15 protein-coding genes are annotated in these 14,267 nt (G+C 66.7%); 8 read left to right on the top strand and 7 right to left on the bottom strand.

Annotation, left to right across the window (positions count from 1 at the left end):
* Positions 1-75: 75 nt before the first annotated feature.
* The 6 genes from JO059_RS18775 to pth all read left to right on the top strand — a co-directional run bounded on the left by JO059_RS18775 (position 76) and on the right by pth (position 4,353).
* Complete coding sequence (locus JO059_RS18775; RefSeq protein WP_293321425.1) at positions 76-1,056, top strand: ribose-phosphate diphosphokinase; 981 nt, start codon at positions 76-78, stop codon at positions 1,054-1,056.
* Entirely contained in the window at positions 1,057-1,302 is a 246-nt protein-coding gene (locus tag JO059_RS18770) for an ArsC/Spx/MgsR family protein (RefSeq protein ID WP_293321423.1), read from the top strand.
* Positions 1,299-1,952 (top strand): LpqN/LpqT family lipoprotein, encoded by a 654-nt coding sequence (locus tag JO059_RS18765; RefSeq protein WP_293321421.1) that lies wholly within the window; start codon positions 1,299-1,301, stop codon positions 1,950-1,952. The genes JO059_RS18770 and JO059_RS18765 overlap by 4 nt, the downstream gene beginning before the upstream one ends.
* Positions 1,953-2,060: 108 nt before the next feature.
* Positions 2,061-2,930, top strand: a complete 870-nt coding sequence (locus tag JO059_RS18760) for an oxidoreductase (RefSeq protein ID WP_293321419.1) — start codon at positions 2,061-2,063, stop codon at positions 2,928-2,930.
* A 172-nt stretch (positions 2,931-3,102) separates the two neighbouring features.
* A complete protein-coding gene (locus JO059_RS18755; RefSeq protein WP_293321417.1) occupies positions 3,103-3,765 on the top strand; it encodes a 50S ribosomal protein L25/general stress protein Ctc in 663 nt (220 codons plus the stop codon).
* A gap of 12 nt (positions 3,766-3,777) precedes the next feature.
* A complete protein-coding gene (gene pth / locus JO059_RS18750; RefSeq protein WP_293321415.1) occupies positions 3,778-4,353 on the top strand; it encodes an aminoacyl-tRNA hydrolase in 576 nt (191 codons plus the stop codon).
* Positions 4,354-4,435: 82 nt separating this feature from the next.
* On the opposite strand, the gene JO059_RS18745 is transcribed toward pth, so the two are convergent.
* From JO059_RS18745 to JO059_RS18725, 5 genes are all read right to left on the bottom strand, one after another.
* Positions 4,436-6,070, bottom strand: a complete 1,635-nt coding sequence (locus tag JO059_RS18745; RefSeq protein WP_293321413.1) for a fatty acyl-AMP ligase — start codon at positions 6,068-6,070, stop codon at positions 4,436-4,438.
* Between the two features lie 293 nt (positions 6,071-6,363).
* Positions 6,364-7,323: a 4-(cytidine 5'-diphospho)-2-C-methyl-D-erythritol kinase gene (locus JO059_RS18740; RefSeq protein WP_293321461.1), complete on the bottom strand. Its 960-nt coding sequence runs from the start codon at positions 7,321-7,323 to the stop codon at positions 6,364-6,366.
* Between the two features lie 52 nt (positions 7,324-7,375).
* On the bottom strand, positions 7,376-8,314 hold the full coding sequence (rsmA, locus tag JO059_RS18735; RefSeq protein WP_293321411.1) for a 16S rRNA (adenine(1518)-N(6)/adenine(1519)-N(6))-dimethyltransferase RsmA: 939 nt from the start codon (positions 8,312-8,314) through the stop codon (positions 7,376-7,378).
* Positions 8,287-9,414, bottom strand: coding sequence for a resuscitation-promoting factor (locus JO059_RS18730; RefSeq protein WP_293321409.1), 1,128 nt, complete (start codon positions 9,412-9,414; stop codon positions 8,287-8,289). The genes rsmA and JO059_RS18730 overlap by 28 nt, the downstream gene beginning before the upstream one ends.
* A gap of 161 nt (positions 9,415-9,575) precedes the next feature.
* Complete coding sequence (locus JO059_RS18725) at positions 9,576-10,436, bottom strand: TatD family hydrolase (protein WP_293321459.1); 861 nt, start codon at positions 10,434-10,436, stop codon at positions 9,576-9,578.
* 31 nt (positions 10,437-10,467) lie between these two features.
* Here JO059_RS18725 and metG point away from each other — a divergent pair, with 31 nt between their 5' ends.
* The gene (gene metG / locus JO059_RS18720) at positions 10,468-12,030 is read left to right on the top strand and encodes a methionine--tRNA ligase (protein WP_293321407.1); all 1,563 of its coding nucleotides are present in this window, start codon (positions 10,468-10,470) and stop codon (positions 12,028-12,030) included.
* A gap of 101 nt (positions 12,031-12,131) precedes the next feature.
* Entirely contained in the window at positions 12,132-12,494 is a 363-nt protein-coding gene (locus JO059_RS18715; protein ID WP_293321405.1) for a PAS domain-containing protein, read from the top strand.
* Positions 12,495-12,508: 14 nt separating this feature from the next.
* On the opposite strand, the gene JO059_RS18710 is transcribed toward JO059_RS18715, so the two are convergent.
* On the bottom strand, positions 12,509-13,246 hold the full coding sequence (locus JO059_RS18710; protein WP_293321403.1) for a TetR/AcrR family transcriptional regulator: 738 nt from the start codon (positions 13,244-13,246) through the stop codon (positions 12,509-12,511).
* Positions 13,247-13,387: 141 nt separating this feature from the next.
* Positions 13,388-14,065: a TetR/AcrR family transcriptional regulator gene (locus JO059_RS18705; RefSeq protein ID WP_293321401.1), complete on the bottom strand. Its 678-nt coding sequence runs from the start codon at positions 14,063-14,065 to the stop codon at positions 13,388-13,390.
* Positions 14,066-14,267 lie beyond the last annotated feature (202 nt).

Here is a 14,267-nt window from a genome sequence, read left to right as displayed (position 1 = left end):
ACCATTTGCTACGTACGATGAGACCTGCCAATCCTTTGATCCCGATCTCGACCCCGATACGGCGAGGGCAGCTCCGTGAGCCATGACTGGACCGATAATCGCAAAAACCTGATGCTCTTCTCCGGCCGCGCGCACCCCGAGCTGGCCGAGCAGGTTGCCAAGGAACTCGACGTCCACGTCACCGCGCAGACGGCGCGAGACTTCGCCAACGGCGAGATCTTCGTGCGCTTCCACGAGTCGGTCCGCGGCTGTGACGCCTTCGTCCTGCAATCGCATCCGGCGCCGGTGAACGACTGGCTGATGGAACAGCTGATCATGATCGACGCGCTCAAGCGGGGCAGCGCCAAGCGGATCACCGCGGTCATGCCGTTCTACCCCTACGCCCGCCAGGACAAGAAGCACCGCGGCCGCGAACCGATCTCGGCACGGCTGGTCGCCGATCTGCTCAAGACGGCGGGGGCCGACCGGATCGTGACCGTCGACCTGCACACCGACCAGATCCAGGGTTTCTTCGACGGGCCCGTCGACCACATGCGCGGGCAGAACCTGCTCACGGGTTACATCAGGGACAACTACCCCGACGGCAACATGGTGGTGGTCTCCCCCGACTCGGGCCGGGTGCGTATCGCCGAGAAGTGGGCCGACGCGTTGGGCGGCGTACCGCTGGCCTTCATCCACAAGACCCGGGACCCCCGTGTGCCCAACCAGGTGGTGTCGAACCGCGTCGTCGGTGAAGTCACCGGACGGTGCTGCGTGCTGATCGACGACATGATCGACACCGGCGGCACCATCGCGGGCGCGGTGCAGCTGCTGCGTGCCGACGGTGCCAGCGACGTGATCATCGCGGCGACCCATGGCGTGCTGTCGGACCCTGCGGCCGAGCGGTTGGCGGCTTCCGGCGCCCGCGAGGTGATCGTCACCAACACCCTCCCGATCGGCGACGAGAAGCGTTTCCCGCAGCTGACGGTCTTGTCCATCGCGCCGCTGCTGGCCAGCACCATTCGCGCCGTGTTCGAAAACGGCTCGGTCACAGGACTCTTCGACGGAGACGCGTAGATGGCCGATACCGTCATCTTCCACAACCCCAAATGCAGCACCTCGCGCAAGACGCTGGAGTTGTTGCGCGACAACGGTATTGAGCCCAACATAGTCTACGACGAACTCAACCTCGCCGACGCGAGCGATGACGAGTTGCTCGACGCCATGGCGGAACACCCCATCCTGATTGAACGACCTTTCGTGGTCACACCGAAGGGGACCCGGTTGGCCCGGCCGATCGACGCGGTCCGCGAGATTCTGTGACTCGTCTGCCGGCCGCCGCCGCAGCGGCGGCGACGGCGCTGCTCCTGGTGGCCGCGTGCGGGCCGAAAAGTCCTGACTACCAGTCCATCTGGTCGACGAGTTCGACCACGACCACGACCACGACTACTTCCGGCAAGCCGGTCCCCCTGTCGCAGTACCTGCAGAGCATCGGCGTCAACGGCCAGCAGGTTGCGCCGGGCGACCTGCACGACCTGACCGTATCGATACCCACGCCACCGGGTTGGTCGCTGTTCACCAATCCGAACATTGCGCCCCAGACGGTGATGATCTCCAAGGGCGGAAAGTATCCCACTGCACGGCTGGTGGTTTTCCAGCTGCGCGGCGACTTTGACCCCGCCCAAGTCATCAAGCACGGCAACGATGATGCCCAGCTGTTCGAACACTTCAAGCAACTGGATGCCTCGTCGGCGAACTACAACGGTTTTCCGTCGTCGATGATCCAGTGCAGCTACGACCTCGACGGGACGCGGCTGCACAGCTTCAACCGGATCGTCATCGCCACCGGATCCCCGCCCGCCAACCAGCGATACCTGGTTCAGCTGACGATCACCAGCCTGGCCGACCAGGCCGTCGCGCAGTCGAACGATATCGAGGCGATCATGCACGGGTTCGTCGTCGCGGCAAAGTAAACCTTTGCCGGCGAGCAGACACAGAATCGCACTCCGAGTGCCCGTTTGATGCGATTCTGCGTCTGCTCGCCGCAAAGTAATTCGTGCCGCCCACTAAGGTGATCAGCCATGACCACCTGGACCGCCGCAGATCTGCCGTCGTTCGCCGGGCGCACCGTGATCATCACGGGTGCCAACAGCGGCCTGGGCGCGGTGACGGCCCGCGAGTTGGCCCGCAAGGGCGCCCGGATAGTCATGGCCGTCCGCAACACGGCCAAGGGCGAGGCCGCCGCCCAGCAGATGACGGGTGACGTCGAGGTACGTCGGCTCGACCTGCAAGACCTGGCGTCGGTACGCGAGTTTGCGGATGGCGTCGACGAGGTCGACGTGCTGATCAACAACGCCGGCATCATGGCGGTGCCCTTCGCGCTGACCGCCGACGGGTTCGAGAGCCAGATCGGCACCAACCACCTCGGTCACTTCGCGCTGACCAACCTGTTGCTGCCCAAGCTCGCCGACCGGGTCGTCACGGTATCGTCGATGGCCCACTGGCCCGGCCGCATCGACTTCGACGACCTGAACTGGAGGTCGCGGCGATACTCGGCCTGGCTGGCATACAGCCAATCGAAGCTGGCCAACCTGCTGTTCACCAGCGAGCTGCAACGACGGCTCGATTCGGTCGGCTCCCTGGTGCGCGCGCTGGCGGCCCATCCCGGATACTCGCACACCAACCTGCAGGGCGCCTCCGGGCGCAAATTCAGCGACGCGGTGGTGTCCGTCGCCACCCGGATAGTCGCCACCGACGCCGACTACGGCGCCCGCCAAACCCTGTACGCGGCGTCGCAGGACTTACCGGGCGACACCTTCGTCGGCCCGCGATTCGGCTATTTCGGCCGCACGCAGCCGATCGGGCGCAGCCGCCGGGCGCGCGACGCTGCCGCGGCCAGCGCGCTGTGGGACTTGTCCGAGCAGCTCACCGGCACCAAGTTCCCCCTTTGACCGCCCGCGAAATCCCCGCCGCAGCGAATTTCCGCTCTCAGGTGCGCATGCGCTACCCTGACCGAGCGTCACGGCGAGGGTGCGGCTAGCCAGAGCACCGTTATCGACGGAGACCGACTCACTGTCGCGACCCTGGCCGTGCCCCGGAACCGAAGCACACAGGAGCGATGACATGGCAAAATCCGCAGTCAATCAATTGACGGCCACGGTCCGAAGCGAGACCGGCAAGGGCGCGTCGCGGCGAGCTAGGCGCGCCGGCAGGATTCCCGCCGTCCTCTACGGCCACGGCGCCGACCCCCAGCACCTCGAACTGCCGGGGCACGACTTCGCGGCGGTCCTGCGGCACTCAGGTACCAACGCGGTGCTCACCCTGGACATCGCCGGCAAAGAACAGCTGGCGCTGACCAAGGCCCTCGACATTCATCCGATCCGCCGCACGATCCAGCACGCCGACCTGCTGGTGGTGCGCCGCGGCGAGAAGGTCGTCGTGGAGGTCAACGTGGTCGTCGAGGGCGAGGCCGCCTCCGGCACCCTGATCACCCAGGAGACCAACACCATCGAAATCGAGGCCGAGGCGCTGTCAATTCCCGAGCAGTTGGCGGTGTCGGTCCAGGACGCCGAACCGGGCACCCAATTCACGGCCGGCCAGATAGCCCTGCCGACCGGCGTCAACCTGATTTCCGACCCGGAGATGCTGGTGGTCAACGTGGTCAACGCGCCGACCGCCGAGGAGCTTGCGGAAGAGGGCGCCGGCGAGGTACCCGAGAGGGCGGAAGCCGCAGAAGAGGCCGGCGAAACCACAGAGTCCGGGGCCACCACCGACGAGTCCGAGTAGGCGGTTCGGGACGTGGCCGAACCGCTTCTGCTGGTCGGCCTGGGCAACCCTGGAGACAACTACGCCCGCACCCGGCACAACCTCGGCTTCATGGTCGCCGACCTGCTAGCAGCGCGGCTTGGCTCAAAGTTCAAGGCGCACAAGCGTTCCGGCGCTGAAGTCGTCACCGGCCGGCTGGCCGGCCGCTCGGTGGTACTCGCCAAGCCGCGTTGCTACATGAACGAGTCCGGCCGCCAGGTGGGGCCGCTGGCGAAGTTCTATTCCGTGCCGCCGGCCGACATCATCGTCGTGCACGACGAACTCGACCTCGACTTCGGTCGCATCCGGCTCAAGCTGGGCGGCGGCGAGGGCGGCCACAACGGGGTGCGCTCGGTGGCCGCGGCCTTGGGCACCAAGGACTTTCAGCGGGTGCGCATCGGCATCGGCCGCCCGCCCGGACGTAAGGACCCGGCGGCGTTCGTGCTGGAGAACTTCACCGCGGCCGAGCGCGCCGAGGTGCCCACGATCTGCGAGCAGGCTGCGGACGCCACGGAATTACTCATAGAGCTGGGGTTGGAGCCGGCGCAAAACCGCGTCCACGCCTGGTAACGATGCCGAGCAGACACAAAAGCCCCTCGACACGGCGTCGGGACGGGGTTTTTGCGACTGCTCGCAAGAAGACTCGCAGGAACTAGCTGACCAGGGTCACCGAGGTGGACCGCCGCAGCTTGCCTGACGGCGTCTTCGGGATGGTGCCCGGGCCCAGCACGACGACGTTGCGCGGCCGCACGTCGACCTCGGCCACCACCTCGTGAGCGACCTGGTGCTCGATGCGACGCACCTCGGCCGGGTCCTGCCACGCGTTGGACTCGACGGCGACGGCGAACGTCTCGCGAGAGTGACCGGCGTCCAGGCGCACCGCGACGGCGCAGCCGGGCCGCACCCCCTCGACGCGGCTCGCGGCCCGCTCGATGTCGGTGGGATAGATGTTGCGGCCCGCCATGATGATGACGTCCTTGACGCGGCCGCACACCACGATGTGGCCCTCCTCGGTGATGTAACCGAGGTCGCCGGTGTCATACCAGCCGTGCTCGTCCTGGGCCGGAATGAAACCGCCCATGGTCAGGTAGCCGGGCGTCAGAGATTCGCCGCGCAACTCGATGACCCCCACCCCGCGCGGGGGCATCACGTTGCCGTTCTCGTCGATGATCCGGGCCTCGAGGTCCTTGAGCAGGGGACCCAGCGTGGCCAGCCTGCGGGTGTTGCCCTTGGTGGCTGGCACGGCCCGGCGCAGGGCGGCCAGCAGGTCGGCGTCGACCTCGTCGACGACCAGACCGGCGTTGCACTCCGAGAACGACACCGCCAGCGTCGTCTCGGCCATCCCATAGGCCGGCAGGATTGCCGACGGCTTCAGGCCGAACGGCTTGCCCGCGTCGAGCAGGTCCTCGACGTCGGCGGGTTCGACGGGCTCGGCGCCGGACAGCGCGAAGCGCAGGGTCGACAGGTCGAAGTCGCCGGGCTTGGCATTGCGGCGCAACCGCTTGGCCAGCAGCGCGTAGGCGAAGTTCGGCGCCGCGGTCATCGTGCCCTTGTACTTGTCGATCAGCTTGGCCCACAGCAGGGTGTCACGCAGGAAGTCCATCGGCGTGACCTTGACCAGCTCGGCGCCGAAGTACATCGGGATGGTGAGGAAGCCCACCATGCCCATGTCGTGGAAACAGGGCAGCCAGCTGACCATGACGTCCTTGTCGACGTCGTACTGGGCGCCGATGAACATCGCCTCGGCGTTGGAGTAGATGTTGCGATGGGTGATCTGCACCGCTTTGGGCGACCCGGTAGATCCGGACGTGAGCTGCATCAGCGCCAGGTCATCCTCGCCGACTTCCACGGGATCGATCGGGTCCGACGCCAGCAGCTCGGCGACGGTGAGCACCTTGATGCCCTTCTCCTCGAGCACCGGGACGGCCACCAGGAAAGGCTCGGAGACGACGACAGCCTTGGCCTCGATCATGCCGATGACGGTCATGGTGTCCTCGGCCCATACGGCCAGGTCGGTGCGCGGTGTCGGCTGATGCAGCATGGTGAGGCTGGCCCCGCGCATCCACAGCCCCTGGGCTGTCGGGGCGATCTCCACCGGGAAGCCGGCCAGCACGCCGACCGCGTCGCCGAGGCCGATGCCCGCGGCGGCCAGGCCACCCGCGATGCGGCGCGCGCGCTGGTGGACCTCGCCCCAGGTGTGACGGACGGGTTCGTGTGGTTCACCGGTGACCATGCCCGTGGTGGTCGTTCGGGCATTGCGGTACATCTTCTCGGTAAACCTGCTCACAAAAACCTCCTCGGTTGCGGCGATTTCCCGAAGGCCCGGAATCTCATCGTCCGCCCGCCGACTGCCGCTTCGCAGTAGCCGCGCGAGCACAGTTGGGCAGCGGTTCGGTCTCGAAAACGCGATGAGCTATGAGTCCGCCGGGCTCCCCGGCGGACGACGAATTCGATTGGTCTTGCTTACCGCTGCTCGTCACCGCGAGCCATCTTAAGCTCCTCTTAAAGAACTGCCAAACTCACGCGCGGTTCGAGTGGGATTCCACACGTCTTGATGGGCAGTGAGGTGCAGCTTTTTGATCATGGGGGGTCCATCGGCGCCGGCACCACGCGCGCACCCGGCACCGGCCCGCTGGCCACCCTGACGGTGCGGCAGACCCCGGCACCCGACAGCTGGGTGCCAAGGTCGACGGCCGCGCCCGCCGACGTGCATAGGAAGGCGCACGTCGGGCCGGAGCCCGACACGATGCCGGCCAGGGCACCGGCCTCAACGCCGGCCTGCAGCGCACGCCGCAGCGTGGGATCGAGACTGACGGCTGCCGCCTGCAGTTCGTTGCCCAGCAGCGGCGCCAGCTGCTCGGGGTCGCCCGCGGCCAGGGCCGCCAGCACGGGCCCCGGCTCGGCCAGGCGCGGCGGATCGCCGTCGTCCCGGAGCTGGTCCAGCTCGGCGAAGACTGCCGGGGTGAGCAGCTCGCTGTCGGCGAAGGCCAGCACCCAGTGGAAGCTGTTGCGGGACAAGACGGTTGCGAGCTCCTCGCCGCGACCGGTTCCCAGGGCAGTGCCACCGTGCAGCGCGAACGGCACATCGCTGCCCAGCCGCGCGGCGAGCATCCGCAGATCGCGGCGCGGCACATTGAGCTCCCAGAGCGAGTTGATGGCGACCAGCACGGCCGCCGCGTCTGCGCTGCCGCCGGCCATGCCGCCGGCCACCGGAATGGACTTGTCGATCATGATCGAGACGTCGGGCGCCCGGCCGACGTGGTCGGCCATCAGCTCGGCCGCCTGCCAGGCGAGGTTGCGCTCGTCAGTGGGCAGCTTGTCGGCACCCTCCCCGACGACCTCGAGCGACAGCACATCGGCGTTGCGGACCGTCACCTCGTCGACCAGCGAAACGGCCTGAAACACCGTCGTCAACTCGTGATAGCCGTCCTCGCGGCGTTCACCGACCGCAAGGTACAGGTTGACCTTCCCCGGAACGCGGACGGTGACCGAGCCGGTGGGCACCCACTGCGCGGCGGTGTTGCCGTCAGCCATGGTCAGTCACCGCAGCAGATTATCGCTGCGATGCTCAACTGGACTCTCAACTGGCCCCTCAACTGGCCGAAGCGTGCCCCGAAACACGAGGCAGCGTGTCGTCGAAGGTGCCGGAACGCCGCAACAGGCGCACGAAGTCGTCGATGGACAGCGTCTCGCCGCGCCGCGCCGGATCGATGCTGGCGGCCAGCAAGCGATTCGCCGACTCGTTACCCGAACCCGCCCACTCGGCGAAAGCATTGCGCGCCGTCTTGCGGCGCTGGGCGAACGCGATGTCCACGAGTTCGAACACTTGGCGCCGGAAGGCTTCGTCGGTCGGCCACGGCGACGTCGGGTACCGATCGATGCGAATCAACCCGGAATACACCCGCGGAATCGGCCAGAAGACCGTCGGCGACACCGCGCCACAACGACGAACCCGCCCGAAGAAACGGATTTTGACGCTGGGGACCCCGTACTCCTTGCCGCCCGGCTCGGCGGCCAGCCGTTCGGCGACTTCGGCCTGCACCATCACCGTCAAGACCCGAATGGACGGAAACCGGGCCAGCAGGTGCAACAGCGCCGGAACCGCCACGTTATAGGGCAGGTTCGCGACCACAGCGGTGGGAGCTGTCGGCCCGGCGGCGAGCTCGTCACAGCCGAGGGTCAGGACGTCGCGGTTGAGCACCGTCAACCGCTGGATTTCGCTGTGCGAGTGCTCCGCGACGGTCTGCGGCAGCCGGCCGGCCAGCACGGGGTCGATTTCGACGGCGGTGACGGTTGCGCCGCGGTCGAGCAGTGCCAGCGTGAGCGATCCCAGACCCGGACCCACCTCCAACACATGATCGGTCCGGCCGATCCCCGCGGTCGAAACCACGCGGCGCACGGTGTTGGCGTCGTGAACGAAATTTTGGCCCAGCGCTTTTCGTGGCCGGAATTCCAGGTCTTGGGCCAGCCGCCTGATCTCGGTGCGTCCGAGCAGCCGAATGGTCAGTTTGCACCTGCTCTGCCGCTGCATACCGGCCAGGCGCCCCAGCCCTGACGCTCCCGCGTCACCTCGGCCACGGTGATCTGCTCTTCGCGAGTGGCGAGGTCGGCGCGCGGGGCAAACCGCAGCCCGCCGTTGCGTTCCCACGTGCCCTGATCGAACTGCACCCCGCCGTAATACCCATTTCCGGTGTTGATAGCCCAGTTCCCGCCGGCCTCGCAGCCCGCAATGGCATCCCAGATGGACCCGTTGGTCACCGGCGGCACATCGGTGCCGGGCTTGGTCCCCACTCGCACCACGGCTTCGCGGGCCGGAACGATCACCGTGTTCGCAACAGGTATCCGGCCCGTCTCCACACCGTTGACCGTGGCCACCGCGAACGTCACGTCCTGGGTGCCCGGGCTTCCCGGATCCTCGACGACCTGGCGGCTGACGTTCAGGTCCGGATCCTCGATCCGGCGCGAGTTCGGCGGCAGCGGTACTCGCTCGGTGACCCGCTGGATTCGGTTACGAGTCACCTGGATTTCCATCCCGTCGACGATCGGGGACGCCGCCCCGGGCGCCGCCTGGTCGCCCTCGAGGAGCGGCGCACCGGCGGCGCTGAGCAGCCCCGCGACGTTCGGCGCCGCCGCATGCACGGTGCGCACCGCGCCGCCGTCGTTGATGTTGACGGTCTTGGCGCTCACGACCGGCAGCGCCATGCCGGCCAGCGGAACGCGGCTGCCGCGTGATGCCGCGGCCGGGGCGATGTCGGTCATCGCGAGCTGGGCCAGCGCCTCGTCCACGGTGGATGCCGTCGTCCACACTTGCTTCGTGTCCCGACCGTCGAGCGAGATCTGCAACGGGCGGCTGCGCCGCAACACGATGTTGGCTGCGTCGCGAACCTGCACGCCGGGTGCCGGGTACAGGTCATCACGGTCGCCGACGGCGAAGCCATTCTCCTGGACGACGTCGATCACCCGCGATTTCATCGTCGTCACCCGCATCGCGATTCCATCGACCGTCAACGTCACCGTTTTGCAGGCTGATACCGCAAGCCCGCCGGCGAACCCCACGACCAAGAGCAGCCCTACGACGACCATCCGCAACATCGGTGACGAGGTTTGATGAAGTTTTGTCAAGACATCCAACGCGTCGCTACCCCGACCTCAGCAAGCACCAACGAACCATTCAGCAGAAAATGACAAATGGGCCCGCGGGCCCGGCGTTCGATCACAAGACGGTAACGAACCGGCCAAAGTTGAGCAACTCCAGAGCACGGTATCGGCGGACGGACGGGCTGGAAGCGGCGTCAAGCAGGCAGTCCATAGACCCGGCGCGCATTGCTGGTGGTGATCCGCGCCAAATCTTGGGGGTCAAGATCCAGCAGCTCGGCAAGCGCACGCACGGTGTAGGGAAGGCAATACGGTTCGTTGGCTGCGCCCCGGTACGGGTGCGGCGTCAAAAAGGGCGCATCGGTCTCCACCAGCAGCTGCTCCCGCGGGATCAGCGGAACGGCTTCGCGCAGGGCTCGCGCGTTGCGGAAGCTCACCGTCCCGGAGAGGCTGAGCAGCCAGCCGGCGTCGACGCAACGGCGGGCCATCGCGCTGTCCGACGAAAAGCAGTGGAAGATCACGACGTCGGGCGCGCCCTCGGCCGCCAGCACGTCGAGCACCCCGGCGTCGGCCTCGCGATTGTGGATCATCAGGGGCTTTCTGCACCGCTTGGCCAAGTCGATATGCCATGCGAAGGCTTCCCGCTGCGCGTCCGGCTGCGCGCAGCCCGCCAAACGGCCGGGCCAATACAGATCCATTCCGGTTTCGCCGACGGCCACCACCCGATGGTGTGCCGCGAGTCGTTCGAGCTCGCCGCGCGCGGCGTCGTCGAGCGCGTTCGCGCGGGTCGGGTGCAGCGCCACGGCGGCGAACACGCGCGGATCCCAGTCGGCGGCCCTGGTCACCCAGCGCGCCGACTCCAGGTCGTCGGCGATGGTGACCACCGCGCGCACCCCCACCGCCGCGGCACGGTCAACGATGGCCTGCACGCCTTTGGCATCGTGGGCGCCGCACGCGTCGAGGTGGGTATGGGCATCGACCAGGGGGGCGAGCGGCTCGGGTGCGGGCGGCGCCCCTCGTTCACCTCGTTCACCGGAATGATTGGAGGTCACGGCCAGACAATAGGGCCACCCAATAGGGTGAGTCCCGATGAGGCCGTACTACGTCACCACCGCGATCACCTACCCCAACGCCGCGCCGCACCTGGGGCACGCGTACGAGTACATCGCCACCGACGCCATCGCGCGGTTCAAGCGGCTCGACGGCTTTGACGTGCGCTTCCTGACCGGCACCGACGAGCACGGCCTCAAGGTCGCACAGGCGGCCGCCGCCGAAGGGTTGCCCACTGCCGATCTGGCCCGCCGCAATTCCGACGTGTTCCAACGCCTGCAGCAGCGGCTGAACATCTCCTTCGACCGGTTCATCCGGACCACCGACGCCGACCACCATGAGGCGTCCAAAGAGATCTGGCGAAGGATGTCGGCCGCGGGCGACATCTATCTGGACACCTATTCAGGTTGGTACTCCGTGCGGGATGAGCGGTTCTTCGTCGAGTCGGAGACCGCGGAGGTCGACGGCACCCGGATCGCCGTCGAAACGGGAACGCCGGTGACCTGGACCGAGGAGCAGACCTACTTCTTCCGGCTATCGGCGTATTCCGACAAGTTGCTCGCCCACTACGCCGCCAATCCGGACTTCATCGCCCCCGAAGTACGGCGCAACGAAGTGGTCAGCTTCGTCTCCGGCGGCCTGCGCGACCTGTCGATCTCGCGGACGTCGTTCGACTGGGGTGTGCAGGTGCCCGACCATCCCGACCACGTCATGTACGTGTGGGTCGACGCGCTGACCAACTACCTGACCGGGGCGGGCTACCCCGATACCGGTTCGGAGTTGTTCCGCCGCTACTGGCCCGCCGATCTGCACATGATCGGCAAGGACATCATCAGGTTCCATGCGGTCTACTGGCCGGCGTTTTTGATGTCCGCGGGAATCGAGCTGCCGCGCAGGGTTTTCGCGCACGGGTTTCTGCTCAACCGAGGCGAGAAGATGAGTAAGTCGGTGGGCAACGTCGTGGCCCCGGATGCTCTGGTCGACACGTTCGGCCTCGATCAGGTGCGCTACTTCCTGCTGCGGGAAGTCCCGTTCGGCCAGGACGGCAGCTACAGCGAAGAGGCGATCATCACCCGGATCAACACCGACCTGGCCAACGAACTGGGGAACCTGGCCCAACGCTCGCTGTCGATGGTCGCCAAGAACCTCGGCGGGGTGGTGCCCGAACCCGGCGACTTCACCGCGGCCGACAACGAACTGTTATCTGCGGCCGACGCCCTGATGGCCCGCGTGCGCGCGCATTTCGACGCTCAGGCAATGCATTTGGCGCTCGAGGCGATCTGGTTGATGCTTGGGGAGGCGAACAAATACTTCTCCGCCCAGCAACCATGGGTGTTGCGCAAGAGCGAGGCGCAGCCCGACCAGGAGAGGTTTCGCACCGTGCTTTACACCACCTGCGAGGTGGTCCGCGTCGCGGCGCTGCTGGTGCAGCCGGTCATGCCCGAGTCGGCCGGCAAACTGCTCGATCTACTCGGGCAGCCCGAGTCCGAGCGCACGTTCGCCGCCGTCACCGCGCGGCTTTGCCCCGGTACGCCGCTGCCGGCGCCCACCGGGGTTTTCCCGCGATACCAGGCTCCTGCTGCCGAGAGTGAGACGCTTTGAGCCGCGATCTGGGCGCGCTCGACAAAAGCTTCTGAACCATCCACTCGTGGGCGATAATCGCCCCTGTGGAGCGACGACGTAACACTCACAGCCAATCGCCGATGACGACCCTCAAGCAGTTGCCCGCACTGGTCGTCCTCGAGCGGATTCCGGTTCCGGTGCTGGCCATCGGGCAGGACGGCAGCATCTTGTTTACCAACTCCGCATTCGCCGACATGTTGGGGTTCGAGCCCGAAGAGGTCATGTCCCTGCGGTTCCAGGAGATCTTCCATCAGGCTCCGGAGTCGGAATCGCTGCTCTCGGTCGTTCACGCCCTCGCGAACATGGTGGTCGAGTTGGCTCACAAGGACGGCTCGGTCGTGCGGGCCTTGATGAGCAAGTCCGCGGTCATGCGCGCGGACGATCAATTCGCCCTCGCGGCCTTCCAGGATCTGACCAAGCAGTTGTGGGAGGAAGAGCCTTAAAGCGTGCCCTCGTGCTAGACGACCTTCGGCATCGGCACATCATCGCCGGCAGACGGCGCGGCGGGAGGGGAATGGCGCAGTGCCTCGCGCGCAAGAAACTCGCGGAAATAGGGCAGCGACCCCTCCGTCCCGATCCCGCCCAGCACGAGTTCCCAGTGTTGACTCGTGGCGCCGGAAGAACCCCCGTTGACGCCCCTGGCCCGGCCACCGTCACGGAGCTCCGCGAGGCCCTCGGCCGCTATCGCGTTGCGCAGCAATAGAGTTCCGAACACTGCGGCCACGATCGACTCACTGACGACTACGGGGTCGAGATCCGCGCGCACGTCCCCTTCAGCGCCTGCGCGCCGGGCCTGGGACGCCATGAGCTCGATCAAGGTCGCACAAAAGTTCGCGGCCGCTCGGTTGAATCCGTTCAACGCGGCGGTCAATTGCACCGCACCGCGGGCCGTTTTGTCGGAGCTGAGCACATCGAGGATCCTGAACGTTCCGTGGATCATGTTCTCCAGCGCCGGCGAGGAGGATCCGCACACGTTGCGGAACGCGTCCAAGATCGCGTCGGAACCCTCCTCGATGATCGCCGACGCCAGGGACTCCTTCGAGTCGAAGTGGTGGTAGAGCGCGCCCTTGGTCATTCCGGTCCGCTCGATGATCGTGTTCCACCCGGCTGCCGCGTAACCGACTTCGCTGAACACGTCGATGGCAGCGTCGAGGATTTTCCGGCGGGTGGCTTCTGATCGAACCTGGCGCGCCATGGTGTCTACACCTCCGGAGTTCCGTCGATGTGCTTAGACTCCGGTTTTCGGCGTCTTCGTATCGTCCGGCCGGTGGACCAGCCAGCGTGACAAGCCTAACAGCGCGCCGCGCCGTCGTGGGCGTGCGACCTGCCGGTCATATCAGTCGGAGCCCGCTCCCGCAGCGCCGCCTGCGATGGCGAGTGCCGAACGCCGCCTGAGAAATTGGCGGAAATACCCCGTGCGGTCGTGTTCCAAGATGCCGTTCAGCAGCAGAACCCAGCAGTTTTCGAGATCGCAGAGGAACCGCTCCGGTTCGTCCAAATTACTGGTTTGCCGCAGCCCCATGTGCAAGGACACCATCAAGCGTGCCACATCGTGCGGTTCGCACTGGGGGCTGATGTCGCCTTCGGCGATGGCCTGCTCGACCACTGTGGCCAGGGCTTTGACCCAGTGATCCAACAGCCGCTTCTGCAGCCCTTCCGAGCGACCGACCGACTCGAGCAGGTTCAGTCCTGCCCGGATACCGTCGGTCTTGATGTCCCCGACAGCGACCAGATAGGAATAGTCGATAAGCGTTTCCAAGCCGGAGAGCCCGCGCGCGAGCAATTCGTCCACCGCGACGCTGCCCGCGGCGATCTCGCGTTCGATGATCGCGACCGCCAACGCACGCTTCGAACGGAAGTGGAAGTACATCGCGCCCTTCGTCAGCTCCGCTTCCGTGAGGATGTCGTCGAGTCCGACGTCGTGGTAGGCCCGACGAGCGAACTGATTGCAGGCGGCCCGCAGGATATGGCGCCGCGTGACGTCCGCGCGTCCGTCGGGCGGGTGGGTCGTCATCGGGCCTCGTCAGCGGGCTCGGGCGCCTGCGCGTTCACAGTGCTTTTGTTCGGCAGCGCAACACACCTCGGTTCGTCAGCGTTCCAGAGCCAGCGCTCGACGACATGACTCGGGCGGCCATCTGGCGCGCCTATGAGGTTAGCAGCATGTCGGCGACGCGCGCCGGTCAACGCCGCAGGTCGGGACGGCAAATGAGAAAATC

It is taken from the genome of Mycobacterium sp., assembly GCF_019247615.1.
GTDB lineage: Bacteria > Actinomycetota > Actinomycetes > Mycobacteriales > Mycobacteriaceae > Mycobacterium.
Note: the sequence above shows the minus strand (reverse complement) of the source record. Positions and strands in the feature narration are given on the sequence as shown.

Bases quoted from the DNA above. Each gene is read 5' to 3' on its own strand.
- JO059_RS18770 (WP_293321423.1), top strand. From the start codon at position 1,057: ATGGCCGATACCGTCATCTTCCACAACCCCAAATGCAGCACCTCGCGC.
- JO059_RS18760 (WP_293321419.1), top strand. From the start codon at position 2,061: ATGACCACCTGGACCGCCGCAGATCTGCCGTCGTTCGCCGGGCGCACC.
- JO059_RS18755 (WP_293321417.1), top strand. From the start codon at position 3,103: ATGGCAAAATCCGCAGTCAATCAATTGACGGCCACGGTCCGAAGCGAG.
- rsmA (WP_293321411.1), bottom strand. From the start codon at position 8,314: ATGCAGCGGCAGAGCAGGTGCAAACTGACCATTCGGCTGCTCGGACGC.
- metG (WP_293321407.1), top strand. From the start codon at position 10,468: ATGAGGCCGTACTACGTCACCACCGCGATCACCTACCCCAACGCCGCG.
- JO059_RS18715 (WP_293321405.1), top strand. From the start codon at position 12,132: ATGACGACCCTCAAGCAGTTGCCCGCACTGGTCGTCCTCGAGCGGATT.
- JO059_RS18710 (WP_293321403.1), bottom strand. From the start codon at position 13,246: ATGGCGCGCCAGGTTCGATCAGAAGCCACCCGCCGGAAAATCCTCGAC.
- JO059_RS18705 (WP_293321401.1), bottom strand. From the start codon at position 14,065: ATGACGACCCACCCGCCCGACGGACGCGCGGACGTCACGCGGCGCCAT.